This is a genomic window from Duganella sp. AC237 (assembly GCF_979254035.1).
Map to the genome: position 1 here is coordinate 4317147 of NZ_CEEDEW010000003.1, position 24573 is coordinate 4341719.

Here is a 24573-nt window from a genome sequence, read left to right on the forward strand (position 1 = left end):
AAATCCATGGATATCAACTTATTGATTGCCCGCCGCGTGCGGGAATTGCGCGATGCGCAAAGCTTGTCGCTGGATGCGTTGGCGGCACGCAGCAACGTCAGCCGCTCCACCATCTCATTGATCGAACGCGGCGAAAGCAGCCCCACCGCCGCCGTCCTGGATAAATTGGCCAGTGCGCTGGGCGTCGCGCTCGCCAGCCTGTTCGAGGACAAGGCGGCGCCAACCGAACAACCGTCGCCGGTGGGACGCGCGGCCGATCAGCCGGTATGGACCGACCCCGCCTCCGGCTACACCCGGCGCAGCCTCTCGCCCGCCGCCCCCTCCCCGATACAACTGGTCGACGTGATCTTTCCGCCGGGCCAGCGCGTCGCCTACGACAGCGCGCCGCACGGCGCCGACATCCACCAGCAAATCTGGATCATCGAAGGCACGATGGAGATCGGCGTCGGCGACCAGCAATGGCGGCTGCAAGCGGGCGACACGCTCGCCATCCGGCTCGAACGCCACATCGTCTACTTCAATCCCACCGATGAACGCGCGCGCTATCTGGTCGCGCTGACCTCCCAACCCGCGACAAGGAGAAACTGATGTCCGATTCAATCACCGTGCGCCGCATCGACGCCGATGAAGCGCGGGAGCGCGGCGAAGCCTTGGCGCAGGCGCTGGCCGATGTGCTGATCGATTGCGTGGAAGGCGGCGCCTCGGTCAGCTTCATGCTGCCGCTACCCCGCGAAAAGGCGTTAGGGTTTTGGCACGGAGTGCTGGCAGAGGTGACTAGTTCGGAGCGCGTGCTGCTGGTGGCGGAGGACGGCGGCGGCCGCGTGGTCGGCACGGTGCAGTTGATCACCGCGCAGCCGGACAATCAACCGCACCGCGCGGACGTCGCCAAGATGCTCGTGCACCGCGACGCGCGGCGGCGCGGCGTCGCCGGATTATTGATGGCGGCCGTTGACGACGCCGCGCGCGATGTCGGCAAAAGCGTGCTGGTGCTCGACACCGTCACCGGCGGCGACGCCGAACGGCTGTACCAGCGCGCCGGCTGGCACAGCGCCGGCGTGGTGCCGAAATACGCATTGATGCCGGATGGCGCCTATTGCGGCACCACGTTTTTCTATAAGCATCTGGCCTGACTAAATAAAGTCGGTCTCACCATCGATCATCCGGGGATGGCCGCTCATCGCGCGCGACGTCTGCATGCCGGCCATCACCGCCGCCTCCACGCAGCCGGCGTTCAAGCCGGTCTTGATCCAGTCGCCGGTCAGGAACAGGTTGTCGAAGCCCGATTGGTCGGTCTGCAAACGGTATCTGGTGCTACCCACCACCGACATCACGTAGCGCTCGGACGGATCGACATTCGCTCGCCAGTACTGCGCGTCGAAGCGCTGCGCTCCAGTGCCCTCGCTGGCGTCGGTCAGCCACTGCCACGGAAACGCCCCTGCGGGTCCGGCCGCCGACCACAATGATGCGATCTGCTGGCTAAGCTGGTGGACCGCGCCCTCCTTCGCTGTTTCCGCCATCCGTTTGGGGAAGTCGGTATCGGTGGCCGGCGGATAGCTGTCGACCGTCAGCGCGCTGCAGAAGTAGGACGTGTTGCGCGGCTCCTGGCCGGCCGGCCAGTCCTCGCGTACCAGCAGCTGGTCCATCGGCGCCCATGTGTCGTATGGTTCGGTGAAGCCGCTCAACACCGGTTGCTGGCCGTTGGGCTGGATGCTCCAGCCCATCTGCGCCAGGTCCTTGTCCAGCCAAACCTGGTAGGCTTGCGTTGCCACAGTCTTCACATGCTCGGAGGTGGCCAGCAGCGCCGGACTTTTCGCCAGCAGCTGCGGGCACAGGGCCGGCAACGAGCCGACCGAAATGCCGAACACCACCTGGTCGAAATCGACGCCGCGCTTGAGCGTCAGCGCCGGCAGCGGCTTGTCGAAGCGCTCCTGGTACACGCGCGACCAATCGCTCCAATACGACTCCAGATTGATCTCGTTCTCCCGCAGCAGCGCCGCCTGTTCCGGGTCGATCTGGTCGTAATTCGGCTCGCTCGGCCAGCATGCCAGGTCCTTGACGTCGACCAGCGGGTGGTAGTCGTCACCCGCCAGATCGACCTGGCGCGTCATGCGGATCGCGCCGATCTCGCGTCCCTCCGGCACCAGCTCCTCGACCTTGTGGAAAAACTTGAACTTGACGCCGCGCTTGAGCAGCGCCTCGTACAGCGGCGTGAAGACGGTATCGCCCATCCCCGCCTGCATCTTGAACATGATGCCGCCCTTGTAGCAAAGGCCGATGCGCGCCATCGAGCGCAGCAAGGTTCCCGCCTCGGCGTTCGGCTTGGTGAAATCGCCGCCTTCGTATGCGAACACCAGATCGTAGAAGCCGCGCACCGGCGCCGAGTTCACGCACAGGTCCTCGTCGCCGCCATGCTTGCGCAGCCAGTCGCGGAAATCGATATCGTTGATGGCATCGAAGCCGTGTTTGAGCACCCCGTCGTCGAACACGCCCTTCATCACCGTGATGCCCAGATCGAGGCAGATGAACAGCCGGCGGATGTCGTCGAAGATGTCGCCATCGGCATGGGCGCGGTCGGCCAGGCCGCGATAACGCGTACGCAGCCTGCCACGCACGCCAACCAGCACGCCCGCCAGCGCATGATGCTCCACCTCCGTGTGCACGCCGGTATCGGCCGACATGTTCGTGACCATCCCGGTCAGCGCGCTCGCGGACAGGGTCAGGTCGTCGGCCAGCTCGTTGACCGTGTTGGCCACGCCCTCCGCCAGGCGGTGCAGCCAGTCCGGCAGCATGCCGCCGTGGTGCGGCGGCTCGTCCACGTCCAGCGTCGCGGTCAGCTCGTCGATACAGTTGATCCATTGTTCGATCCAGCCCATCATCGCCACCGCCAGCTGCCACATGGAGATCTCCTGGTCGCCCTCGCCCGGCTCCCCGGGCAGCGATGGAAACACGATCGACCAGTTGTGCCAACGGTCGCCGACCTGCTCCGAAAAAGCCACGTAATCGTGCTGCTTGAAGGCGTCGCGCCACGTCGCCAGCGGCGCGCCCGGTGGCCGATCGAGGCTGGTGTAGGCGTCCTTGATCATCTTGAAGGCGTTGGTGTAGAAGCCGAACCAGATATGCAGGCCATGCTCCTCGATGCGCTGGCCGTATCGGGCATTGCGGCCGCTGGCGCCCTTGCCGCCCAGCCGCCAGCCTTGCTGATAGACGGTGATGTCATAGTTGTTTTGCCATCCCGGCTGGTCGCTCAGGTAAAAGGCCGCCGTCATGGAGCCGACGCCGCCGCCAAGGATGGCGATCTTCTTCGGCGCCACGCTGGAATTGTCGATCAACTCCTCGCCCGGCTGCGCGGTGAAATCGAAATTCAGCTTGTACGGCAGGATCGCCTGTTGCGGTCCCAATTGCAGGCCGAGCGTCTCGTGCAGCGGGAAGCTGTCGAAGGCGTGCAGCACGCATTCGTATTCATAGCCAAGCAGGCCGCCGCCATGGATCTTCTCGATGGTGGCCGGCGCCGCCAGGATCGCCTGGTACACCGCCTTCAGCCCCGCGCTGTCCGGGAACTGTTTGAGGAAGATTTGATCGATGCGCGGATTGCGCAGCAGCGAGATGATATCGTCCCAGCCGGCGGCATCGAGGTTGAAGAAATCGGGGATCGAGAAAAACAGCTTGATGGCCTCCTCGATCAGGTCGAACAGGCTATGGATCGGGGTATCGATGCCGGTCTTCTGCGTCGCGTTCACCTCCAGCAGCGGGTGCATGGCGATTTTGGTCTCCGGCGAGAACGGATGGAAGCCTTTGGCCGAGACGGCGCAGCGCAACGGCTCGGCGCCGGCGGCGGGAATTTCGTACTCGCACAGGTATTTAGGATAGCCGAACAGCTCACGGCCGTTGATCAGCGCCATGGCGTCGTCGACGAAGATATGCGCCGGGTAGTAATAGATGTGGGCCAGTTCGCCCTCCTCGTCCATCGCCCCCACCATGATCCAGGTGACGATATCGATCTCGCTGATCCAGCCCTTGTTCTGGTCGACCGCCACCGCCGAATCGGCGTGGTTGACGCGCGTGAACGTCAGCAGCACATACGGCGAGATGGCCTTGAAGCGCATGCGCCGGCCGGCCACCTGGTTGAGCGTGCCGTCGAGCGTGGCCTGCAGCTTGGCCAGATCGCCCCGCACAAAGTAGCCGTACATCTCGGCGTTTTTCAGTTGCAGCGGTGAATGCATCAGCACCGAACCACCCTGATAGATATATGAAGGACGTGTCGCCATAGCCTGACCGATATCAAAAGATGAACAGTTTTTTAGTGTATGACAAACGCGATCATGTTGCCTAAAGATAATTCATCTTTCAGGGTGTAGGATGGCGTCTACGCCACAAAAAAGGGAAATCGATGGGCCGCGACGATCACCGTAATCAGCCTCACCGCGCCTGGGTGCGCATGCCGTCGGAGCGACGGCTGGATCTGCTCGACCCGACGCCGTTCGACTGGGACGACTCGGACCTGGCGCTGGGGCTGGCGCGCACCTATCGCTGGGGCGGCCACTCGGCCTGGCCGCGTCCGCTATCGGTGGCGCAGCACTCGCTCACCGTCATGCATCTGCGCGCTGCCGCCTGCAAGGCGGTCGGCGTCGAGCTGGCGCCGCTGGCGGCGATGCGCGAGTTGTTGCACGATGCCGAGGAAGGCCTGCTGGGCTTCGACTGCGTCTCGCCGCTCAAGCCGTTTCTCGGGGAGGGCTTCCGCGCGCTGACGGTGCGGCTGGAAAACGCCGTCTTCCTGCGCTACGGCTTGCCGCACTGGACGGACAAGGAGCACGCCGCCCACAAGCTGGCGGACCGGCTTGCCGCCGCCAGCGAGGCGGTGCATGTGGTCGGCTGGTCGGCCAAGGAAGTGCTGCACACGCTGAAGATCACCGTGCCGCCGCTTACCGACGACCCGCTGCATGCGATCTACGGCGGCACCGCGTGGGAGCCGTGGGCGCCGCCGTTGGCCGCCGAGCGGTTTTTAGCGGAACTGGACCGCCTCAAGGCGCTCAGCGCCTAAGCGTCCGTCGAGGGCCGTGGGGTTATCTTCCGCGCGGCAAACATCATCGCGACCGGCGCGGCCGCGTGCAGCACGATCAGCCACCAGAGATTGCCCGTCATCGCGTAGCCGATGGTGAAAGCGAAGGCAGCCACGATAGAGCCGAAAAACTGCTTGGGATTCTGATAGCCGTGCCCGGCGCCATAAGAGATCGCCGCCAGCGCAACCGCCAGCGGCAAACCGGTCGCAGGCGTCAGTACCAGCAGCAAATAGCCTCGAAAAAGTAACTCCCATGTGGCCGTCATGCCGATCATTGTGACCAGGTAGGCCAGGGTTTCGGTTTGCGTGCGCGGCATCGGAAACGGCAAGTCCCGCAGTTTGTCTTCCTGCTTGATGCGCTGTTCAGGCGTCAACTTCCGGTCCATACGATTGCCAAGTAGATGCATCGCAACCAGCAGAAAAGCGGCGGCCGCCAGCCCCCACAGCGCCCCTGGAGTAGAAGGAAAACCAAGTCCGAGCTGGACAAAGCTATGACCGCCGAGCCACTTGACCACCATGAACACGCAGAGAAGCGAGAGCACGTAACGTCCTTGCCGCCAGTAGCTGCGCAGCGCCGGCAAGTCCGGCTTGGGCGGCCGGGGATGACGACTGCGCCAGAGGCTGCTAAGCGGAAAATACACCAGCAGATACAAGGTGAAGAGCAAGTCCGGAATCGGGAGCGTCATGCCGGTGCGGCCGATCCGCGCAAGGAAATCATATCAATCCATTCGATGACAAAGATAGCAGTGTAGCCCATGGGGCTCGCACAAATAGTCACGGACTGTCACGACATTCCCGGCGCGGATTTGGTCGCTCAGCGCGTCGCCTTGCCGATCAATGCCGCGCTCTTTGTCCACAGCAGCCCGGCTTTGCTGGCGTCAAGGGCATACGAGCGGACGCCGTCGGCAAACGGGTTCGGCGTATCGTTGACCGGCGCTACCGCGCAGTCCTCCAGGTAGCGTCCGCCGATCGCGTCCTTGTCGGCCACCACTGCCGCCCAGACGGACGTCGCGGCCGCCTGGGAAATGTCCTTGAGTTCGGCCGGCGGCAAGCCGGCGTCCGCGCGCGCCTTGCCGACGGTCGCGAACAGCCCCTGCAACTGCTCCTGAGAGAAGTTGCGTGGCAGATCGGTCAGGCTGTTACCGGGCATTACCGATGCGGCACGCACGCCGCGCGCGCGGTGCCGCCGGTCGAATTCCACCGGCAGCAGCGCGGTCGCGGTCTTCGACCGGCCGTAGGCGACGAAAGGCTCGTACGCCTGTTGTTCGAAATTCGGATCGTCCAGATCGACGTCCGCCACCCGGTGCGCCTGCGACGACAGCACCACCAGCCGTCCGTTATCCAACAGCAGCGGCTCAATCCGCTCGATCAGAGCGAAGTGGCCCAGATAATTGGTGCCGAACTGGGTTTCGAAGCCGTCCACCGTGTGGCCGAATGGCGTCGCCATCACGCCCGCGTTGGCGATGATCGCGTCGAATCGCCGGCCGTCCGCCAGCAATTGGTCAGCAGCTGCGCGCACGCTTTGCAGCGATGCCAAATCGAGCGCGATCAGTTCCACACTGCCGCCCGCCCGGGAAGCCGCTTCGCGCAGCGGCGCCGTCGCGGTCCCGGCCTTGTCCATGTCCCTGACGGCGCCGACGACGCCGGCGCCGCGCGCGAGCAGCGCCCGCGCCGTTTCCAGTCCGATGCCCGACGATACGCCGGTAATCAGGAATCGCTTCCCTTTCAGATCTACGCCGGCAAGCACCTCGTCGGCCGTTGATTTCGCTCCAAACGCTTCGTTCATGTCATTTCCTTATTTATTGTGGGTAAAAGTTTGCGCCGCTCAGACGCCGAGGCCACCGGCCACGTCGTGCACGCCGCCGGTCATGTAGCCGCCGTTCGGCCCCGCCAGGAAGCACACCAGCGCCGAGACTTCCTCCAAGGTGGCGATGCGGCGGATCGGGTGCAGGTTCATCAGCGACTCCGGCACCTCCTCGCCCAGCGCTTGGGCCGACATGTCGGTCGGCATCACGCCCGGCTGAATCACGTTGACGGTGATATCGCGCCCGCCCAGATCGCGCGCCACGCCCCGCGCGTAGCCGGCGATCGCCGCCTTGGTACCCGAGTAATCGGCGACGCCGGCGAACGGCACGCGCGTGCCCAGCAACGAGCCGATAAAGATGATGCGCCCGCCGTTCGACAGCACCGGAGCGGCCGCGCGCGTGGTCGCCACCGCGCCCATGACGTTGACCTGCCACTGGCGGTCGAGGTTGACCGTGTCGAGCGCTGGATCGTCGACCGTCTTGCCCTGCACCGCGATCGCCGCGTTGTTGACGAGGATGTCGAGCTTGCCGAACTGCGCCAACACCTTGTCGACCAGCGGCTTGGCGGCTGCCGTGTCGGCCTGGTCGCTCTGGATCGCGATGGCACGCACGCCCTTCGCCTTCAGCTTCTCGACCACGGCCTCCGCCTTGCCGGCCGACGCCACGTAGCTGATGGCGACATCCGCGCCCTGATCCGCCAGCGCTTCCGCCGTGGCGGCGCCCAGTCCGCGCGATCCGCCTGTCACCAGAGCTACCTTGCCCGTCAATGTTTTCAGCATAAAAAAATCCCTATTGGTTATCGAAGATTATCTATAACGACCGTTACGATAACGATTAGTATATAATTTTCAAACCGGGTGTCAAGCAATTTCGTAACGGCTGTTATTTTAAATCTGAGGTGATCTGATGGGACGCCATCGCGAATACGATGTGGACAAGGTGCTTGATGCGACATTGTGCGTTTTCTGGCGCAAGGGCTACGAGGGCACGTCTTATGCCGACCTGACCGAGGCTGCGGGCGTGGAGCGCCCCGCCCTGTATTCGGCGTTCGGCAATAAGGAAGCGCTGTTTCGGCGCGTGCTGGACCGCTATGAGGAGCGGTTCATGAACCACATCCCGGAAGCGCTGGGGATGTCGACCGCGCGCGAGGTGGCGCGGCACATACTGTTCAGCTCAGTCGAACTCAACACGCGTTCTCCCGAGCAGGCCGGATGCCTGGGCATCAACGGCTCGGTGGCGGGATCGGACGAATCGGAGTCCGTGCGGCAGGCGTTGATCGACTTCCGTGCGGCTGGCGAGCTGCGGTTGCGGGAACGTTTTGTGCGGGCGAAGGCCGAGGGCGACCTGCCGCCGACCTCCAATCCGGAGACGCTGGCGGCCTTCCTGATGGCGGTGATGCACGGCATGGCGATACAGGCGAAAGCCGGCTTCAGCCGGGAGATGCTGGAAGCGGTGGCCGAACAAGCCTTGTCGGCCGTGCCCGGCGGCGGCACATCTGCCTGAGTTGTCAGATGTGGACCGCGCCAGGCGTGCGGATTTACTGCACGTCGAGCAGTTCGACGTCGAAGATCAGATTGGCGTTGGGCGGAATCGGACCGGCGCCGCTATCGCCGTAACCCATTGCGGCCGGGATGATTAGCGTGCGCTTGCCGCCGACCTTCATGCCCTGCACGCCCTCGTCCCAACCCTTGATGACCTGGCCGCCGCCAAGCTGGAAGCTGAACGGCGAGCGGCCGCTCGACGAGTCGAACTGGGCGCCATGCTGCTGCGGGGAGTTCGGCTCGTACAGCCAGCCGGTGTAGTGAACCACGGCGGTGGCGCCGGCCACGGCATCCTTGCCGGTGCCGGTCACGGTATCGATCTTTTGCAAGACAACGGGCGCGACGTTGGCGGCGTTGGGCGCGGCCTCGGTGGTGGCGGGCTGCGGCGGCTTGCTCTTGTCACAGGCGACCAGCGCCAAGGTGAGCGTCAGGCCGATGGCGCAGGTGGAAAACAGCTTGTTCATGTGATTCTTTCTTGTTGGTTGGGGTGCGGATGGCGCAGCATACATTGCGCGCGGGCGGATGCCAACACCTGAGCCCGCGCGTGCGGCAACCGATGGCTGCCACCGCCGCAACGCCGGCTTAGCCTGGCGGCTGGGCTTCAACCGCCTCCTGCGCCGTTTGTCGATCGCCGATCTCGCGTGTGATCGTTCCCGGCGCATCGAGCTCGCGCCGCGCCAGCGCCTTCAGCTCATCCGAATCGAGCCCTGCCACCAGCGCCGGGCCCAGCAGGTCGGCCTTGCCGCGATGTCCCGTGCCCCATAAAACCGCGATGCCGATGCGCACATCACGAACGAGATTGCTCAACTCGGCCGCCAGCCTCGGCGCTTGACGTGGCGGTGGATACAACGGGAGCGAAAGCGCTGTTTCGTTCACCGCATCCAGCAACTTCAGCGGATCATCGCGATATCGATCGGCCAGTTCGAAGTGCCCTTCCGCCACCAAGGCTGGAAGTGCTGCCCAGGCATATCGCCGCGCCAACTCGGGATGACCGCTATCGAGCTGCGAGAATACGTCGCACGTTGACGCGTGGTCCTCCAAAATGTCGTTGATTTCAACAATCAGCGAAAATCGTCGGATACGACGAAACTCTTCAATGGCGTGGTCGCCATCGAGACCAAAGTGGATATCTCCGGCAAGCAGACGTTCTGCTTGCGTAGCACGTATGTCTCGCAGAAAAGCGCGCGCGGGCTCGTATTGTTCGGCTAGCAGTTGCAATTGAAACATCGTCATGAAAATATCCGACCGAGCCGGCGCCACGGCAAGCTCGGCATTTTTAAACAAGTGTTCAAGCACGGACAGCGCCTCTTCCGACGCGCCTTCCTGCGTCAGTTGCGCCACTCGGCGGTGATCCGCATTAGACATTGGATGTTTCTCTCCATGAGAATTTTTTATTTGGCACCCGCGAAACCAATCCCCGGCGCCGGAAACCGCCGCCTGGGACCGGACAGACCTACACGCCCACCATCGACACCGCCTTGGTGTTCAGGTACGCCTCCAGCGCCTCCGGGCCGCCCTCCGAACCATAGCCCGAATCCTTGACGCCGCCAAACGGCAGCTCGGCGCTTGGCGTGGCCGGCTGGTTAATCCACAGCATGCCGACTTCGACGTTGTGCATCAGCTGGTGCGCGTTCTTGATCGAGCGCGTGAACGCGTAACCGGCCAGCCCGAACGGCAGGCGGTTCGATTCGGCGATCGCCTCCTCCAGCGTGTCGAAGCCGCGCACCGCCGCGATCGGACCGAACGGTTCGTCGTTGAACACCATGGCGTTGAGCGGCACGTCGGCCAGAATCGTCGGCGCGAAGAAGTTGCCGGCGGTGCCGACGCGCTGGCCGCCGGTGGCCACCTCGGCCCCCTTGCTGCGCGCGTCCTCCACCACCTGGCTCATCGCGGTCACGCGGCGCGCGTTGGCCAGCGGGCCGAGCGTGGTGCCGTCGGCCATGCCGTCGCCCAGGGTCAGGCTCTCGGCGTGCGCCACCAGCGCGCGGGTGAACTCGGCCTTGATGCTGTTGTGGACCAGGAAACGCGTCGGCGCGATGCAAATCTGGCCGGCGTTGCGGAACTTGGCGCCGCCACTGGCGGCGACGGCCAGCGCCACATCCGCATCCTCGGCCACGATGACCGGAGCGTGGCCGCCCAGTTCCATCGTCGCCCGCTTCATGTGGGCGCCGGCCAGCGCGGCCAGCTGTTTGCCCACCGGCGTCGAGCCGGTGAAGGTGACCTTGCGGATGACCGGATGCGGAATCAGGTAGCCGGAAATCTCGGCCGGGTCGCCGAACACCAAGCCCACGGTTCCCGGCGGCACGCCGGCGTCGACGAAGCATTGCATCAGCGCGGCGGGCGATGCCGGCGTCTCTTCCGGCGCCTTGCACAGGAACGAGCAGCCGGTGGTGAGCGCCGCCGCCAGCTTGCGCACGATCTGGTTGATCGGGAAGTTCCATGGCGTGAAGGCGGCGACCGGGCCGACCGGCTCCTTCAACACCAGCTGCTGCGCGGCCGGGTTGCGCGACGGCACGATGCGGCCGTACACGCGCATGCCTTCGGCGGCAAACCAGTCGATGATGTCGGCGCCGGCCAGCGCTTCGGCGCGCGCTTGCGCCAGCGGCTTGCCCTGTTCCTGCGTCAGCAGGCGGGCGATGTCGTCGGCGCGCTCGCGCAGCAGGCTAGCGGCGCGGCGCAAGGTGGCGGTGCGTTCGAAGGCCGAGATCTTGCGCCAGGCGTCGAAGCCGCGCTGCGCGGCCGCCAATGCGTGGTCGAGGTCGGCGATGCTGGCGTGGGCGACGGTTCCGATGGCCTGGCCCGTGGCCGGATTCAGCACCGGAATAGTCTTGCCGCCGGCGGCTTCGCGCCATTCGTTGTCGATGAGAAGGCGGACGTCGGGATAGCTTGCGTTGGTCATTGATGATCTCCAATCGGGTGGTGAGTGCGTGCGGCGGTCGCCCGCTCCATCCTCTACTTTGCCAGAAATACGACAACTGGGTATCACACCGCTTGTCATTCCGATTCTGGTGGACCGTGGGCGGGTCCTTGGCGCAAAATGGAGCCATCGCGTGAAAGGACCTTCCGACCATGAACTCGAATGTTGCGACACTGAAATTAGCCGCCCTGCCCACCCTGAGCCGCGCCGAGGAATCCCTGGCCAGCCTGCGCGAATGGCAGCGCACCGGCGCCCTGCTTTCCTTCCTTTATATGCGCTCGCTGGGCGGCCTGATGCAAACCGGGCACGGCCGCATCACGGCGCTGAGCGACACCGCGCTGACCGTCGACGCCGGCGGCTCGTCGCTGTACGTGGCGCTGCTCGACGCCAAATACGACGACAGCCCTCAATTGTTCTTCACGGCGAACTACAGCGGCCACTTCCATGTGCCCGGCGTCAGCATCAGCCTGGGCAACCACGACTGGCTGTTTTTCTCGGCCGATCAGATGCCGCAGGGCGTGGTGCTCACGCGCGACACCGTACCCAAGCTGACCTGACGCCGGCGCGATCGCTAGATCGGATCGAACATCTTGCGGTCGACATAGCACCAGCCCCACGTCTCGCCCGGTTCCTTCGAGCGCATGATGGGGTGGCCCGTTTCGGCGAAGTGTTTGCTGGCGTGCTTGTTTTTCGAGTCGTCGCAGCAACCGGTCTTGCCGCAAATCATGCACACCCGCAGGTGTACCCAGCTGTCACCGATTTTCAGGCATTCCTCGCAACCGGCGGTGTTGGCGCCGCGTGTGTGGATCAAATTCAAGTGTGCACAGCTGTTGCCCATGGTGGCTCCTCCTTAAGATGGGTCCATCTTACCGCGCGGCGCCGCGTCCGCGTCCTAGTCTTTTGGCGGGCACCATACCAAGGTATAACTATCGGCGCCGGGCAATGTTGCGCAAAATGAGCTCATCAACAACACAGAGGAGCTCGACATGAACACATCCGCATCCATCGTCATCGCCGACGTTCATCCGCTGATCCGCGCCGGCATGGCGTCGCTGATCGAATCGGAGGACAACTTCAAACTGTTGGGCCAGGCCAGCAGCGGCAGCCAGGCCGTCGAAATGTGCGAACGCTTGCAGCCGGATCTGCTGCTGATCGACCTGAACATGCCGGACTGCGACGGCATCGAAGCCATCGGCCGCATCAGCGCGCGCCGGCCGGACGCCAAGATCATCATCCTCAGCGGCCACGAGCGCGAAGAGGACGCCGACCGCGGCATGCGCGCCGGCGCCAGCGCCTACATGCTCAAAAGCGCCCCGCTCGACGACCTGATGGCCTGCATCCACACCGTGCTGTCCGGTAAAAAGTACATGATGCCGGAACTGGCGCTCAAGCTTGCCAGCCGCATCCACGGCAACCAGCTGACGCCGCGCGAACGCGACATCCTCGGCCATCTGGCCACCGGCATGAGCAACAAGGTCATCGCGCGCGCGGCCGGCATCGGTGTCGGCACCGTCAAATTCCACGTCAAGAGCATCATGTCCAAACTGAACGTCTGCACCCGGACCGAGGCCGCCATGGTCGCCGCGCGTCGCGGACTCGTCCATTTGGCCTGATCGGCTAAACTCACTATTCAACAACAAGGAGGCACCATGATAGATCGTCACGCGGCAACTTATATTCCGGTCAGCACGGAACGGACCAAGGCCGTCGTCAAGGAATTACGCCCTGGCATGCGGGAGAAAATCGATGTCGTCAGCCTGGCCGATCCGCACAAACGCGCCGAGGTCGATGCCTGGATCGTCGCCGACGACGACGGCCCGGTGCATTTCATGTACCAGGACGGCCCAGGCGGCCACGAGGTGCAGTTCGGCTTTGCCGACGAGGTGCGCGAGACCATCGCCGAGGCGGAAACCGACTTGTAAGCCCGCGCCATCCAACAATCAAAACGCCAAGTCCCGTGATAAAATGGTAATTTTTCCGGGAAGAAAAAATGATTGTCGGGATAGACCTGGGTACGACCAATAGTTTGATCGCGGTGTGGGAAAACGGCGCGCCGCGCCTGATTCCCAATAGCCTGGGCGAAACGCTGACGCCGTCGTGCGTCAGCATCGACGAAGACGGCAGCATCCTGGTCGGCCGCGCCGCGCGCGAACGCTTGCAAACCCATCCCGCGCGCACCGCCTCGGTGTTCAAGCGCTACATGGGCAGCGACAAGCAGATCCGCCTCGGCAACCGCGAGTTCCGCCCCGAGGAGCTGTCCGCACTCATCCTGCGCTCGCTGAAGGAAGACGCCGAAGCCGCCTTGGGCCATCCGGTCACCGAGGCCATCATCACCGTCCCGGCCTATTTCTCCGATGCCCAGCGCAAGGCCACCCGCGCCGCCGGCCAGCTCGCCGGCCTGCGCGTCGACCGGCTGTTGAACGAACCGACGGCGGCCTCGCTGGCCTACGGCATCAACCTGCGCGACGCCGAAACCCGCTTCCTGGTGTTCGACCTGGGCGGCGGCACCTTCGACGTTTCCGTGCTCGACCTGTTCGAGGGCGTCATGGAAGTGCGCGCCTCGGCCGGCGACAACATGCTCGGCGGCGAGGATTTCGTGCTGTGCCTGATCAACCATTTCTTCGAGCAGCAAAAGATTCCGCTCGCGCTCAAGAGCGACGCCCACTTCATGCAGCGCCTCATCGCCAACACCGAACGCGCCAAGCGCGCGCTCAGCGAGGCGCCATCGGCCACGATCCAGATCACCCACAACGACACCGACTACGCGATGACGCTTGACGAGGCGGCACTCGAGCGCGTCTGCGCCGGCCTGCTGCAGCGCTTGCGCGATCCGGTCGAGCGGGCCCTGCGCGACGCCAACCTGCGCATCACCGAACTGGATAACGTCATCCTGGCCGGCGGCGCCACCCGCATGCCGGTCGTGCGGCGGCTGGTCGCGCGCATGTTCGGCCGCTTCCCGGCCTGCGACATCAATCCGGACGAGGTCGTGGCGCTGGGCGCCGCCGTGCAGGCCGGCCTGAAGATGCGCGACGCCGCGCTCGACGAGGTCGTCATGACCGACGTTTCGCCCTACTCGCTCGGCATCGAAGTATCGATGCAATTGGGCGACCGCAGCTATTCGTCGGGCCACTTCGACCCTATCGTCGAGCGCAACACGCCTGTGCCGGTCAGCCGCGTCAAGCGCTACCACCCGGTCAGTGACAATCAGAAATATCTGGAACTGAATGTCTACCAGGGCGAGGCGCGCATGGCGCGCGACAACATCCGGCTCGGCAGCCTGAAGATTCCGCTGCCCACCCTGGCGATCGAGGACAGCGGGATCGATATCCGGTTCACCTACGACGTCAACGGCTTGTTGCAGGTCGAGGCCACCGTCGCCAGGACGCAGGAGACGCATACGTTGGTGATCGAGGGCAATCCCGGCATGCTGTCCGAGGCGGAGATCGCCGCGCGCTTCATCACGCTGTCCGAACTGAAAATCCACCCGCGCGACCGCATCGAACACCGTACCCTGCTGGCACGGGCGGAGCGGCTGTACCAGCAGCTGCGCGGGCAAGGCCGCGAATGGTTCGGCGGCCGGATCGTCGCCTTCGAGCAGGCGTTGGAAACACAGGACAAGCGCGTGATCGACCCGGTGCGCGCGCAGTTCGAGGCGACGCTCAACGATATCGAGCACGATAGTTTTACGGTGCCGTTCAATGATCCGCAGTAAGCCAGCAGGAATTTTATGAACATCGAAGTACGATTGGCGCATAGCAACGAGCGCCTGGTGGTCCGCCACATGATGGAGCTGTACCAGCACGATTTTTCGGAGTTCGACGGCACCGACCTCGACGAGCATGGCCAATACGGCTACTACGACCTGGACTGCTTCTGGATCAATCCGAACTTCTCCGCGTTCATCATCAAGGTCGATGACAAGTGGGCCGGATTCGTCCTGGTTAACGACGAGGTTCTCAATCCTGAAAACTCGGCGACGATTGTCGAGTTCTTTATCCTGCGGAAATACCGCCGCCATGGCGTCGGCCAATACGCCGCGCAAGCGATCCTGGGCGCCCATCCCGGCCGCTGGGAGATCAAGGTCATACAAGAAAATCCGGCGGCGTTTGTTTTTTGGCAGAACATCATCAAGGCCAACTGGCCCGGCCAGGAAAATGCCGTGCCGATAAATGACCAACATTGGCACGGCCCGGTTTTCACCGTAACGACCAAATCCAGAACCTGATGGCGGTGCGGCCATTTAATCGGTGAAACCTTGTTTTTCAACATACCTATTTAAGTCCATGACCAAATTCACTCTTCCCGCCGTCGTTGCCACCGCCCTCCTGCTGGCGAGCGCCGGCAGCCACGCTGCGCCGCCAGCAGGCCAGGATGCCCTCGCCGGCCCTAAAATCAAGGTGGATGTCGGCGGGCGCAAGCTGAATATGTATTGCATCGGCAAAGGCTCGCCGACGGTGCTGTTCGAAGCCGACATCGGCCGGGCCGGCTGGGATTGGTCGGCGGTGCTGCCCGAGGTCGCCAAGCGCACCCGCGCCTGCGTGTACGACCGCGCCGGCCTCGGTTCCAGCGATCCGATCATCCGCGCATCGACCGTGGCCAACGCCAGCAAGGATTTGAACTTCCTGATCAAGAACGCGCGACTGGAGGCGCCTTTCGTGATGGTTGGCGCAGGCTATGGCGGCATGGTGGCGCAACATTTTGCGCTGCGATCGCGCGGCACGGCCGTCTCCGGCCTGGTCCTGGTGCAGCCCTTGCACGAAGAGGCGCTGCCGGCGGACCGCGCCGCCCAGCTCGATACCGCGCTGGCCTGCCTGACCGCTGCGGAACAGGGCAAAGCAGACCCTGCCTGCACCTACCCCGCCACCAGCGTCAACGGCGACATTGGCCAGGCGCTGGCTGCCGCCCAGGCGGCGCAAGCGGCCAAACCGACCTATTGGCGCGCCCGCGCCTCCGAGTGGGACAGCCTTGAAACCAGCGCCGGCCAGCTGCGAACGGCCCGCAAGCCGTTTGGCGACATCAAAGTGGCCGAAGTGAAAGACGCGCAACCGGCGGCGATCATCGACGCCGTGATCGGCATGCTCGGCGCGCCAGCGGCCGCAAGCAACGAGTAAGCCCCGAGCCCGGGGAAACGAACACCGGCCAGCGACACATAACACAGCATATGACCACCGACTTGAATTTCTTGCAGCGACTCAACGTGGGCGAAGACGCCGACGAGCGCACCATCCGCCGCGCCTACGCGCGCGAACTGAAACTGATCGACCAGGAGACCGACCCGGTCGGTTTCCAGACGCTGCGCGAGGCCTACGAGACGGCGCTGGACTGGCAACGCCATCACGCGGCCCAGCCTTTGGTGGCGCAGAGCGGCAGCGGGGACCGGCCGGACGACGCCGGCCAAGCGGTCGCGGCGTTTGCAACGTCAGAGCCGGCACCGGCGGCGGAGCGGCAACAGGCAGCGCCGCCGGAAGGCCATTCCCCAGCGCCGTCCGACAGCCAAAGCGCGGCGCCGGCGTCGACGCCCGACGATCCGCACGCCGTGGCGGCCGCTGTGTTCGAGGAATTCCTACGGCGCGCCGGCGCCCTGGTCGAGGCGCGCGCCATCAGCAGCGACGCGCCCTGGCGCCACGCGCTGGGCCTCTGCCTCGACGAAGACCGGCTGGTGCACATCGTCGCGCGCGACCTGTTCGAGCAGCACGTCGCCGATCTGCTGGCGCAGGGCTGGCAGCCGGGCCACGACGTGCTGCTCGAAGCCGCCACCAAGGTTTTCGGCTGGCACAACGACCGCCGCCGCACGCGGGCGCTCGGCTACGCCGGCTACGTGCTCGACAGCGCCATCGACGAGCGCAGCATGTTCGACACGCTGGCCGACCGCGACTACCAGCAACAACTGATCGAGCGCCTGCGCGATCCGCGCCCGCCGACCGCGCGCGAACTGCTGGCCCTCACGACGCCAATGGCGATGCTGTTTTCGCGCTTTCCGACCTGGATGCCGCTGGTCACCAGCGCCGCCAACATGGCGCTCTGGCGCGAAAAGGAAGGTGCGCTGCCGGGCTGGCGGCGCATGTTCCAGCGCGCCAAGGCGCGCACAAGCGAGCACGAATTCCGCTGGCGCTTCAGCTGGAAATGGGCCATCTTCATCGCCGTGATCACCCTGGCGCGCGTCGGCTGGAACAGCGGGAGCGCGGACAACAACATGGACGAGAGCGCCCGGCGCCACGCGCAGTCCACCGGCCAGCCGTCGACCGCCGCGCGCGAGAACCTCGCCAGCCTGCTGGCCAAGGCCGACGACATGCTCCAGCAGGGCGACTATGACGGCGCCATCGCCACCTACACGCGCGTGATCCAGCTCGACCCGCGCAATTCGGTCGCCTACTCCAACCGGGCGCTGGCGGCGCTCTTCACCAAGGCCGGCGAGGCCGGCATCGTCGCCGATCTCGACCGGGCAGCCGAACTGGACAGCAACAATGCCAATGTGCCCCGGGCACGCGGCTTGCTGGCGCTGCGGCACGAGCGCTACGACGAGGCGATCGCCGAATTCTCCCGCGCGCAGGAACTGTATCCCGACCACCCTTACACGCTCGACAAGCGCGCCGAGGCCTACGCGCGCGCGGGCCGGTACGACCTGGCGCTGGCCGACATCGATCGCCGCCTCAAGGTGGCGCCGACCGGCAACGTCGACGCCTACCGGTTGCGACTGCAGATCCTGATCCGGCAGGGCAACGAAGCGGACGCGCTGGCGCAGATCGAAACCATGATCGGCGCCAACAAAAACAACGCGGAGGCCTATTTTTACGCCGCCAGCCTCTACCGCAATGCCGGCCAGGAGCGCCAGGCGATTTTCATGCTCGAACGCGGCATCGCCGAGGCGCCGGTCAGCACCTTGTACCTGGCGCGCGAACTGCTGCGCGAGCGCGCCGACCTCGCCGGCCGCCGCGACGACATCGCCAAATGCGTCGCCAATAGCTTCTGCGTCCACTACGCGCTCGAGCAGCGGATCGAGCTCGAATTGGACGACGGCAAACCCGAAGCCGCGCTGAAACTGATCGCCGCCGAAATCGACGGCGGCAAGCTCGACTACGCCAGCCAGCCGGCCATGCTAGCCTATCGCGCCCTCGTCTACGCGAAAATGGGGCAGGCCAAGCTGGCGGAGGCCGGATTCGATGCGGCGCGCGCCGCCGCCGGCACGCGCCTGGCCCAGAACAACCTGGCGTGGTTCCTGGCCACCCACAACACCGCGCTGCCGCGCGCGCTGTCGGCCATCGACGCGGCGCTGGCGGGCCCGGAGCAGATTCCGGCCTACCTCGACACCAAGGCCATGGTACTGCTGCGGATGGGGCGCAACCGCGAGGCCGTGGCCGCCTACGACAAGGTGCTTGCAAGCCGCTCCGGCATGGCGTCTTCCCGCTTCGGCCGCGGCCTGGCCAAGCGGCGCACCGGCGACCGCGCCGGCGGCGACGCCGACCTGAAGGAGGCACGCCTGGCGTCGCCCGGCGTCGACGATGAGTATGCCCGCATGGGCTTGCGGCCCTGATCGTGCTCCGTACGGCGCGCCCCCCTGTCTTCAGTACAGGTGTGGCGCGCCCCTGCTTCGGTTAGCATCGGCGTCATCGTCGCCAATGAAGGATGCCCCATGCCCCCTCGCAACAACCTCCTCGCGCCCCTGCTCGCCTCGCTGCTGATCGCGGTCACCGCCACCCTCGCCGCGCCGCCGGCCGCCCAGGCCGCCGCGCCGCTGGTCGGCACCCAGGCGCCCGGCTACTACCGAATGATGCTAGGCGACTACGAAATCACCGCTCTCTCCGACGGCAGCCACGCCTTTCCGATCGACACCGTGATGACGCATATCACGCCGGCCGCGATCACGCAGGACCTGGCCGACGCCGACCTGGCGCAACCGGTGCAAGGCTCGATCAACGCCTTCCTGATCAACACGGGCAAAAAGCTGATCCTGGTCGACGCCGGCGCCGGCGCACTGTACGGCGACTGTTGCGGCAAGCTGCTGGCCAACCTGCGCGCCGCCGGCTATCGGCCGGAACAGGTCGACGAACTGCTGATCACCCATTTGCACAAGGACCACGCCGGCGGCATCATGGCGCAGGGCGCAGCGGCCTTCCCCAACGCCGTGCTGCGGCTGTCGCAAGCCGAGGCCGACTACTGGCTGACGCCGGCCAACAAAGCCAAAGCGCCGGATTTCCTGTCGACGTTCTTCGACGCCGCCAAGGCCGCCGTCGCGCCCTACCAGGCCGCTGGCCGCTACCAGCTCTACGGCAAGTTCGGCCAGCTGGAACCGGGCATCGAGGCGCTGCCGGCGCCCGGCCATACCCCGGGCCACGCAATGTACCTGGTGCAAAGCAAAAACCAGCAACTGCTGATCTGGGGCGACATCGTCCACGTCTCCGCCATCCAGCTGCCGAATCCGGAAGCGAACGTCAAATACGACAGCAGCGAGGACGACGCGCACGGTACGCGCACGCGCCTGTTGCAACTGGCCGCGAGCAAGCACATGCTCGTCGGCGCGGCGCACATCGCCTTCCCGGGCCTGGGCCACATCCGCCAGCGCGACGGCCGCTATGACTGGTTGCCCGTGAACTACGACGGCGCGCCGGCATCCAACAACCGGTAACGCCCACCCAAACGCCGAGTTGCGGACTGGCCTTTTGGCAGGAGCTTTACTTCGATGGGCTGACTACACTGCTATGGCAGCATCCACCCACCCATCAAGGAGCTTCAAATGTCTAACAGCAAACTCTCAGTCGACAGCGTCATCACCGAAGACGGCACCCGCATCCACTTCAAGGATTGGGGCACCGGCCCGGCCGTGGTTTTCAGCCACGGCTGGCCGCTGCAAGGCGACGCTTGGGAAGACCAGATGATCTTCCTGGCCAGCAACGGCTACCGCGTCATCGCCCATGACCGCCGCGGCCACGGCCTGTCGAGCCAGCCATGGAACGGCAACGACATGGACACCTACGCCGACGACCTGGCCACCCTGATCAACGCGCTGGACCTGAAGGATGCGACCCTGGTGGGCCACTCCACCGGCGGCGGCGAAGTGGCGCGCTACATCGGCCGTCACGGCACTGGCCGCGTCGCCAAGGCGGTGCTGGTGGGCGCCGTGCCGCCGCAGATGGTCAAGTCGGACAACAACCCGAACGGCTTGCCGATGTCGGTGTTCGACGGCATCCGCAGCGCCGTGCTGGCCGACCGCTCGCAGTTCTTCAAGGATCTGACCCTGCCGTTCTATGGCTACAACCGCGACGGCGCCAAGCCTTCGCAGGGCGTGCGCGATACCTTCTGGGCACAAGGCATGCAGTGCGGCATCAAGAACGCCTATGACTGCATCAAGCAATTCTCGGAAACCGACTTCACCGAAGACTTGAAAAAGATCGACGTGCCAACCCTGTTCGTGCACGGCAGCGACGACCAGATCGTCCCGATCGACGCCGCCGCGAAGGCCGCCGTCAAGCTGGTCAAGAACGGCACGCTGAAGATCTACGAAGGCGCGCCGCACGGCTTGCCGACCACCCACAAGGACAAGCTCAACGCCGACCTGCTGGACTTCCTCAAGTCCTGAGCGTAGCGCCGGACGATAGCGGTGCCGGCGGCATGCCGGTACCCCTATCGGGTAATCGATCCCCTCCCCTATGAACTTTCCACGTCACCCTTTCGGATAAGGGATTATCCGGCCGCGCGCCGGATAATGTCAGCACCGGGTGCCCCCATGCGGATTGCGGCGCGGAACAATTTTGAAAGCACATCATGAGCAACGAAAAATCCTCCGACATCCTGCAAGACTTCGGCGCACTGGCCAACGTGCGCATCGGCCTGAGCGCGGAAGTGCGCTCGCAAGGCGTGCGCGCCTTGAACCGCCTGCTGGCCCACACCATGGCCATGCGCGATGCCTACAAGAAAGCACACTGGCAAACTTCCGGCGCCACCTTCCATCAGCTGCACCTGCTGTTCGACAAGCACTACACCGAACAGGTCGCGATCATGGACGCCATCGCCGAGCGTGTGCAAACCCTGGGCGGCGTGACCTTCGCGCTGGCGCAGGACATCGCCGACGAGTCGACCATCTCGCGCACCGCGCCGCGCGGCCGCGAATCGGCCCAGGCGCAACTGAGCCGCCTGCTGGACTCGCACGAAACCATCCTGGTCGAAGCCCGTCCGTTGGCGCGCGCGGCCGCCGAAGCCGGCGATGACGGCACCAACGACCTGATCGTCAGCCAGGTGGTGCGCAGCAACGAGTTGCAAAGCTGGTTCATCGGCGAGCACCTGGCGGCGCAAACGCAGTCCGCCAAGTAACGATGTCCAAGCCCATGGATAACGCGGCGGTATTGACGCTCGATAACGAGCAACTGTACCGCCGCTTGCAGGAAGAAAAAGCGCGCCGGCTGCAAGCCGAGGAAGCGCTGCAGCATGCCACGGAAGAACTGGCACGGCTGGCCCGCATCACCTCCATGGGCGAGTTCGCCGCATCGATCGCGCACGAGGTCAACCAGCCGCTGGCAGCGATGGTGCTGCACGCCGAAGTGGGCCTGAACGCGCTGATGCACCACCCGCCGCAGCCCGAGCAGGCGCGCGACGCCTTGAAACTGATCATGCACGTGGGCGCCACCGCCGGCGACGTCATCCGCAGCATTCGCGGCATGTCGAGCAAGACCAGTCCCGTGCCGACCTTGTTCGCCGTCGATGAGGCGCTGCGCGAAGTGCTGCGCCTGCTGCGCGCGGAGTTGCATAAACACAGTATTGAAGTCTGCGACGGCCTCGCGCTGGGCGAGCATCAGCTACATGCCGACCGCGTGCAGTTGCAGCAAGTGATGATGAATCTGGTGCTCAACGCCATCGAAGCGATGAAGGACGTGCACGACCGTCCCCGCAAGCTGGCGCTGCGCTCGGCGCTGGCCGACATCTCGGGCACCCTGCGTATCAGCGTGGAAGACAACGGCGTCGGCGTCTCCGCCAAGTTGGCCGAGCGGCTGTTCGATCCGCTGTTTTCCACCAAGCCGGGCGGCACCGGCCTGGGCCTGTCGATCTGCCGCACGATTATCCTGGCGCATGGCGGGCGCATCTGGAGCACCTCGCGCCAGCCGCACGGCACCGCATTTCACATCAGCCTGAAGGGAAATCCCACATGGACACCATCTCCATCCTGATCGCCGACGATCATCCGCTTATCCTCGCCGGGCTTAGCGCCCTGATCAATTCGATGCCGGAGTTCCGGCTGTTGGCGCAGGCGGCCAACGGCTTGCAGGCGGTGGAGCTGTACCGGCAGCACCGGCCGGATGTGGTGATCATGGATTTGAGCATGCCGGAGATGCATGGGGTGGATGCCATCGGGCATATCCGCGAATTCGATGCGGCGGCGCGGATTGTCATCCTGACGACTTATCAGGGGGATGAGGATGTGTATCGCGGCTTGCGGGCGGGAGCGATGGCCTATCTGTTGAAGGATAGCGGTTCGGAGCAATTGGCCAAGTGCATCAGGACGGTGGCTGCGGGGCAGAAGTTCCTGCCGGCGGAGGTGGCGGGCAAACTGGCCGAGCGGGCCGAGACGACCAGGCTGTCGCGCAGGGAGCTGGAGATATTGGCGCATCTGGCGACCGGCAAGAGCAACAAGATGATCGCGCGCAGCGCAGAAATCGAGGTGGGCACGGTCAAGTTCCACGTCAATAATATTCTCGCGAAACTGAATGTCGCGAGCCGGACGGAGGCGGCCACGGTGGCTGCACGTCGAGGCCTGCTAAGCGTCTTCTGAGCGCGGCATCAACAATTCCAACGGAGACACGTAGGGCGGATTAGCGAAGCGTAATCCGCCATGCAGGAGCAATCGGCGGCGCATGCATGGCGGATTACGGCTTCGCCTCTTAAGGCCTACCGGCAGGTAGGCCGCCCCCTTCGGTGGGCCCCCGGGGCGGATTGGCGGGCCTCACCCGCTAATCCGCCCTACGTTTCTCCGAGGTGAAGCTATTATTTGGCCGCGATAGGCGCCAGCGTTTTGTGGTCGCCGGTGGTACGCGGTGCCGCCTTGTGCACCATCGTGTAAGCGTAATCCACGCCCATGCCGTACGCGCCGGAATGCTCGCGCACCACCGCCATCACCGCATCGTAGGTCTCGCGGTGCGCCCAATCGCGCTGCCATTCCAGCATCACTTGCTGCCAGGTTACCGGCACCACGCCAGCCTGGATCATGCGCTGCATCGCGAAGTCGTGCGCTTCCTTCGTGGTGCCGCCCGAAGCATCTGCCACCATGTAAATCTCGTAGCCGCCTTCGAGCATCGCGCACAGGGCGAAGCTGTTATTGCACACCTCGGTCCACAGACCCGAAACGATCACTTTCTTCTTGCCGTTGGCGGCCAGCGCGTCGCGCACTTTCTGGTCGTCCCACGAATTCATCGAGGTGCGTTCCAAGATGTCTTTACCTGGGAACACATCCAGCAATTCCGGATACGTGTGACCGGAGAACGATTCGGTTTCAACGGTGGTGAGGATGGTCGGAATGTTGAAGATCTTCGCCGCTTTGGCCAGCGCGACGGTATTGTTCTTCAGTACCTGGCGGTCCATCGACTGCACGCCGAACGCCATCTGCGGTTGCTGGTCGATAAAGATCAGCTGGCAGTTGGTCGGGGTCAGGACTTCGAGTTTTGGATTCATCATGATGGCTTCCATATGGTGTAAAGGAGAACGATCATGTTAGGTGCTGGACCGCGCGAACACCACTATCTAAATGTAGGCTCCGGCGACGTGGCAAGTCTGCTAAGCTGCCCGCTAAATCCTACTTAACCTTACTTAACATAACTTAATAACGGACCTGACATGACCACACCGGACGACGTCGCGCAACGCGCGCAACTGACCGCGCTGGCGCGCGGATTGCGCGACCTGCACAAACAATTGCTGCACATTGAAACCCAGTACTTCGGCGCGGTCGGCAGTCCGCTCGAATTGTTGCAGCTGGTGACCAACCACCCGCATTTCGCCTGGCTGCAAAAGCTCTCCGGCCTGATGGCGCAGATGGACGAGCGGCTCGACGAACCGGAACCCATCGCCGTGGCCGACGCGCTGGTGTTCCGCCGCGCGGTGGAGGCGCTGATCGGCCCGTCCGAGGAAGGCGACATGGAATTCCGCGCCAAGTACAACGCCTTGCTGCACGACGCGCCGGAAGTGGTGATGTCGCACGGCGCGGTGCGCAAGCTGCTGGCCGCGATCGGCACCGCGCCGGCCGCTTAGCTTCGCCTCGGCTAAGCTGTGCGG

26 protein-coding genes are annotated in these 24573 nt (G+C 64.6%); 17 read left to right on the forward strand and 9 right to left on the reverse strand.

Features of this window, described 5'->3' with window-relative positions; translation table 11 throughout:
- Positions 1-6: 6 nt before the first annotated feature.
- Positions 7-588, forward strand: coding sequence for a helix-turn-helix domain-containing protein (locus AC0IYS_RS19105; protein ID WP_471706657.1), 582 nt, complete (start codon positions 7-9; stop codon positions 586-588).
- The gene (locus AC0IYS_RS19110; protein WP_471706658.1) at positions 588-1130 is read left to right on the forward strand and encodes a GNAT family N-acetyltransferase; all 543 of its coding nucleotides are present in this window, start codon (positions 588-590) and stop codon (positions 1128-1130) included. The genes AC0IYS_RS19105 and AC0IYS_RS19110 overlap by 1 nt, the downstream gene beginning before the upstream one ends.
- Here the strand turns inward: AC0IYS_RS19110 and AC0IYS_RS19115 are convergent, their stop codons facing one another.
- Positions 1131-4265 (reverse strand): NAD(P)-binding protein, encoded by a 3135-nt coding sequence (locus AC0IYS_RS19115; RefSeq protein ID WP_471706659.1) that lies wholly within the window; start codon positions 4263-4265, stop codon positions 1131-1133.
- A gap of 122 nt (positions 4266-4387) precedes the next feature.
- Between AC0IYS_RS19115 and AC0IYS_RS19120 the strand changes: the two genes are divergently transcribed.
- Complete coding sequence (locus AC0IYS_RS19120) at positions 4388-5038, forward strand: phosphohydrolase (RefSeq protein WP_471706660.1); 651 nt, start codon at positions 4388-4390, stop codon at positions 5036-5038.
- Here AC0IYS_RS19120 and AC0IYS_RS19125 read toward each other — a convergent pair.
- The 3 genes from AC0IYS_RS19125 to AC0IYS_RS19135 form a co-directional block, all read right to left on the reverse strand.
- Complete coding sequence (locus tag AC0IYS_RS19125; RefSeq protein ID WP_471706661.1) at positions 5035-5742, reverse strand: CPBP family intramembrane glutamic endopeptidase; 708 nt, start codon at positions 5740-5742, stop codon at positions 5035-5037. The two genes, AC0IYS_RS19120 and AC0IYS_RS19125, sit on opposite strands and share 4 nt — an antisense overlap.
- 128 nt (positions 5743-5870) lie before the next feature.
- Positions 5871-6842 carry an SDR family NAD(P)-dependent oxidoreductase gene (locus tag AC0IYS_RS19130; RefSeq protein ID WP_471706662.1) on the reverse strand — a complete coding sequence of 324 codons (972 nt, stop codon included), beginning with the start codon at positions 6840-6842 and terminating at the stop codon, positions 5871-5873.
- 39 nt (positions 6843-6881) lie between these two features.
- Positions 6882-7640: an SDR family NAD(P)-dependent oxidoreductase gene (locus AC0IYS_RS19135; RefSeq protein WP_471706663.1), complete on the reverse strand. Its 759-nt coding sequence runs from the start codon at positions 7638-7640 to the stop codon at positions 6882-6884.
- A gap of 127 nt (positions 7641-7767) precedes the next feature.
- On the opposite strand from AC0IYS_RS19135, the gene AC0IYS_RS19140 reads away from it, so the two are divergent.
- The gene (locus tag AC0IYS_RS19140) at positions 7768-8364 is read left to right on the forward strand and encodes a TetR/AcrR family transcriptional regulator (RefSeq protein WP_471706664.1); all 597 of its coding nucleotides are present in this window, start codon (positions 7768-7770) and stop codon (positions 8362-8364) included.
- A 34-nt stretch (positions 8365-8398) separates the two neighbouring features.
- On the opposite strand, the gene AC0IYS_RS19145 is transcribed toward AC0IYS_RS19140, so the two are convergent.
- From AC0IYS_RS19145 to AC0IYS_RS19155, 3 genes are all read right to left on the reverse strand, one after another.
- On the reverse strand, positions 8399-8866 hold the full coding sequence (locus AC0IYS_RS19145) for an FKBP-type peptidyl-prolyl cis-trans isomerase (protein ID WP_471706665.1): 468 nt from the start codon (positions 8864-8866) through the stop codon (positions 8399-8401).
- A 118-nt stretch (positions 8867-8984) separates the two neighbouring features.
- Entirely contained in the window at positions 8985-9743 is a 759-nt protein-coding gene (locus AC0IYS_RS19150) for a hypothetical protein (protein WP_471706666.1), read from the reverse strand.
- A 112-nt stretch (positions 9744-9855) separates the two neighbouring features.
- On the reverse strand, positions 9856-11301 hold the full coding sequence (locus AC0IYS_RS19155) for an NAD-dependent succinate-semialdehyde dehydrogenase (RefSeq protein ID WP_471706667.1): 1446 nt from the start codon (positions 11299-11301) through the stop codon (positions 9856-9858).
- A 170-nt stretch (positions 11302-11471) separates the two neighbouring features.
- On the opposite strand from AC0IYS_RS19155, the gene AC0IYS_RS19160 reads away from it, so the two are divergent.
- Positions 11472-11876 carry a hypothetical protein gene (locus AC0IYS_RS19160; protein ID WP_471706668.1) on the forward strand — a complete coding sequence of 135 codons (405 nt, stop codon included), beginning with the start codon at positions 11472-11474 and terminating at the stop codon, positions 11874-11876.
- Between the two features lie 14 nt (positions 11877-11890).
- Here AC0IYS_RS19160 and AC0IYS_RS19165 read toward each other — a convergent pair whose 3' ends face one another.
- Complete coding sequence (locus AC0IYS_RS19165) at positions 11891-12157, reverse strand: UBP-type zinc finger domain-containing protein (protein WP_471706669.1); 267 nt, start codon at positions 12155-12157, stop codon at positions 11891-11893.
- 148 nt (positions 12158-12305) lie between these two features.
- Between AC0IYS_RS19165 and AC0IYS_RS19170 the strand changes: the two genes are divergently transcribed.
- From AC0IYS_RS19170 to AC0IYS_RS19220, 11 genes are all read left to right on the forward strand, one after another.
- Complete coding sequence (locus tag AC0IYS_RS19170; RefSeq protein ID WP_315217501.1) at positions 12306-12932, forward strand: response regulator; 627 nt, start codon at positions 12306-12308, stop codon at positions 12930-12932.
- Positions 12933-12968: 36 nt separating this feature from the next.
- Positions 12969-13241, forward strand: coding sequence for a hypothetical protein (locus tag AC0IYS_RS19175; RefSeq protein WP_471706670.1), 273 nt, complete (start codon positions 12969-12971; stop codon positions 13239-13241).
- A 68-nt stretch (positions 13242-13309) separates the two neighbouring features.
- Positions 13310-15031, forward strand: coding sequence for an Hsp70 family protein (locus tag AC0IYS_RS19180; protein ID WP_471706671.1), 1722 nt, complete (start codon positions 13310-13312; stop codon positions 15029-15031).
- Between the two features lie 15 nt (positions 15032-15046).
- On the forward strand, positions 15047-15544 hold the full coding sequence (locus tag AC0IYS_RS19185; protein WP_471706672.1) for a GNAT family N-acetyltransferase: 498 nt from the start codon (positions 15047-15049) through the stop codon (positions 15542-15544).
- A gap of 58 nt (positions 15545-15602) precedes the next feature.
- Positions 15603-16430 carry an alpha/beta fold hydrolase gene (locus tag AC0IYS_RS19190; protein ID WP_471706673.1) on the forward strand — a complete coding sequence of 276 codons (828 nt, stop codon included), beginning with the start codon at positions 15603-15605 and terminating at the stop codon, positions 16428-16430.
- Between the two features lie 50 nt (positions 16431-16480).
- Positions 16481-18850 carry a J domain-containing protein gene (locus tag AC0IYS_RS19195; protein WP_471706674.1) on the forward strand — a complete coding sequence of 790 codons (2370 nt, stop codon included), beginning with the start codon at positions 16481-16483 and terminating at the stop codon, positions 18848-18850.
- A 99-nt stretch (positions 18851-18949) separates the two neighbouring features.
- Positions 18950-19942, forward strand: coding sequence for an MBL fold metallo-hydrolase (locus AC0IYS_RS19200; protein WP_471706675.1), 993 nt, complete (start codon positions 18950-18952; stop codon positions 19940-19942).
- A gap of 108 nt (positions 19943-20050) precedes the next feature.
- Complete coding sequence (locus AC0IYS_RS19205) at positions 20051-20893, forward strand: alpha/beta fold hydrolase (RefSeq protein ID WP_471706676.1); 843 nt, start codon at positions 20051-20053, stop codon at positions 20891-20893.
- Positions 20894-21078: 185 nt separating this feature from the next.
- Positions 21079-21624, forward strand: coding sequence for a Dps family protein (locus AC0IYS_RS19210; protein WP_363503156.1), 546 nt, complete (start codon positions 21079-21081; stop codon positions 21622-21624).
- Positions 21625-21626: 2 nt separating this feature from the next.
- Positions 21627-22475 carry a sensor histidine kinase gene (locus tag AC0IYS_RS19215; protein ID WP_471706677.1) on the forward strand — a complete coding sequence of 283 codons (849 nt, stop codon included), beginning with the start codon at positions 21627-21629 and terminating at the stop codon, positions 22473-22475.
- Entirely contained in the window at positions 22454-23077 is a 624-nt protein-coding gene (locus tag AC0IYS_RS19220) for a response regulator (RefSeq protein WP_471706678.1), read from the forward strand. The genes AC0IYS_RS19215 and AC0IYS_RS19220 overlap by 22 nt, the downstream gene beginning before the upstream one ends.
- 212 nt (positions 23078-23289) lie before the next feature.
- Here AC0IYS_RS19220 and AC0IYS_RS19225 read toward each other — a convergent pair whose 3' ends face one another.
- Positions 23290-23976: a hydrolase gene (locus AC0IYS_RS19225; RefSeq protein ID WP_471706679.1), complete on the reverse strand. Its 687-nt coding sequence runs from the start codon at positions 23974-23976 to the stop codon at positions 23290-23292.
- A gap of 159 nt (positions 23977-24135) precedes the next feature.
- Here AC0IYS_RS19225 and AC0IYS_RS19230 point away from each other — a divergent pair, with 159 nt between their 5' ends.
- Positions 24136-24549 (forward strand): hypothetical protein, encoded by a 414-nt coding sequence (locus AC0IYS_RS19230; RefSeq protein ID WP_471706680.1) that lies wholly within the window; start codon positions 24136-24138, stop codon positions 24547-24549.
- Positions 24550-24573: the final 24 nt, after the last annotated feature.

Bases quoted from the DNA above. Each gene is read 5' to 3' on its own strand.
- AC0IYS_RS19165 (WP_471706669.1), bottom strand. From the start codon at position 12,157: ATGGGCAACAGCTGTGCACACTTGAATTTGATCCACACACGCGGCGCC.
- AC0IYS_RS19215 (WP_471706677.1), top strand. From the start codon at position 21,627: ATGTCCAAGCCCATGGATAACGCGGCGGTATTGACGCTCGATAACGAG.
- AC0IYS_RS19200 (WP_471706675.1), top strand. From the start codon at position 18,950: ATGCCCCCTCGCAACAACCTCCTCGCGCCCCTGCTCGCCTCGCTGCTG.
- AC0IYS_RS19180 (WP_471706671.1), top strand. From the start codon at position 13,310: ATGATTGTCGGGATAGACCTGGGTACGACCAATAGTTTGATCGCGGTG.
- AC0IYS_RS19110 (WP_471706658.1), top strand. From the start codon at position 588: ATGTCCGATTCAATCACCGTGCGCCGCATCGACGCCGATGAAGCGCGG.
- AC0IYS_RS19125 (WP_471706661.1), bottom strand. From the start codon at position 5,742: ATGACGCTCCCGATTCCGGACTTGCTCTTCACCTTGTATCTGCTGGTG.
- AC0IYS_RS19145 (WP_471706665.1), bottom strand. From the start codon at position 8,866: ATGAACAAGCTGTTTTCCACCTGCGCCATCGGCCTGACGCTCACCTTG.
- AC0IYS_RS19185 (WP_471706672.1), top strand. From the start codon at position 15,047: ATGAACATCGAAGTACGATTGGCGCATAGCAACGAGCGCCTGGTGGTC.
- AC0IYS_RS19115 (WP_471706659.1), bottom strand. From the start codon at position 4,265: ATGGCGACACGTCCTTCATATATCTATCAGGGTGGTTCGGTGCTGATG.
- AC0IYS_RS19155 (WP_471706667.1), bottom strand. From the start codon at position 11,301: ATGACCAACGCAAGCTATCCCGACGTCCGCCTTCTCATCGACAACGAA.
- AC0IYS_RS19190 (WP_471706673.1), top strand. From the start codon at position 15,603: ATGACCAAATTCACTCTTCCCGCCGTCGTTGCCACCGCCCTCCTGCTG.
- AC0IYS_RS19195 (WP_471706674.1), top strand. From the start codon at position 16,481: ATGACCACCGACTTGAATTTCTTGCAGCGACTCAACGTGGGCGAAGAC.
- AC0IYS_RS19175 (WP_471706670.1), top strand. From the start codon at position 12,969: ATGATAGATCGTCACGCGGCAACTTATATTCCGGTCAGCACGGAACGG.
- AC0IYS_RS19135 (WP_471706663.1), bottom strand. From the start codon at position 7,640: ATGCTGAAAACATTGACGGGCAAGGTAGCTCTGGTGACAGGCGGATCG.
- AC0IYS_RS19120 (WP_471706660.1), top strand. From the start codon at position 4,388: ATGGGCCGCGACGATCACCGTAATCAGCCTCACCGCGCCTGGGTGCGC.
- AC0IYS_RS19220 (WP_471706678.1), top strand. From the start codon at position 22,454: ATGGACACCATCTCCATCCTGATCGCCGACGATCATCCGCTTATCCTC.
- AC0IYS_RS19170 (WP_315217501.1), top strand. From the start codon at position 12,306: ATGAACACATCCGCATCCATCGTCATCGCCGACGTTCATCCGCTGATC.
- AC0IYS_RS19160 (WP_471706668.1), top strand. From the start codon at position 11,472: ATGAACTCGAATGTTGCGACACTGAAATTAGCCGCCCTGCCCACCCTG.
- AC0IYS_RS19140 (WP_471706664.1), top strand. From the start codon at position 7,768: ATGGGACGCCATCGCGAATACGATGTGGACAAGGTGCTTGATGCGACA.
- AC0IYS_RS19130 (WP_471706662.1), bottom strand. From the start codon at position 6,842: ATGAACGAAGCGTTTGGAGCGAAATCAACGGCCGACGAGGTGCTTGCC.
- AC0IYS_RS19205 (WP_471706676.1), top strand. From the start codon at position 20,051: ATGTCTAACAGCAAACTCTCAGTCGACAGCGTCATCACCGAAGACGGC.
- AC0IYS_RS19210 (WP_363503156.1), top strand. From the start codon at position 21,079: ATGAGCAACGAAAAATCCTCCGACATCCTGCAAGACTTCGGCGCACTG.
- AC0IYS_RS19230 (WP_471706680.1), top strand. From the start codon at position 24,136: ATGACCACACCGGACGACGTCGCGCAACGCGCGCAACTGACCGCGCTG.
- AC0IYS_RS19105 (WP_471706657.1), top strand. From the start codon at position 7: ATGGATATCAACTTATTGATTGCCCGCCGCGTGCGGGAATTGCGCGAT.
- AC0IYS_RS19225 (WP_471706679.1), bottom strand. From the start codon at position 23,976: ATGATGAATCCAAAACTCGAAGTCCTGACCCCGACCAACTGCCAGCTG.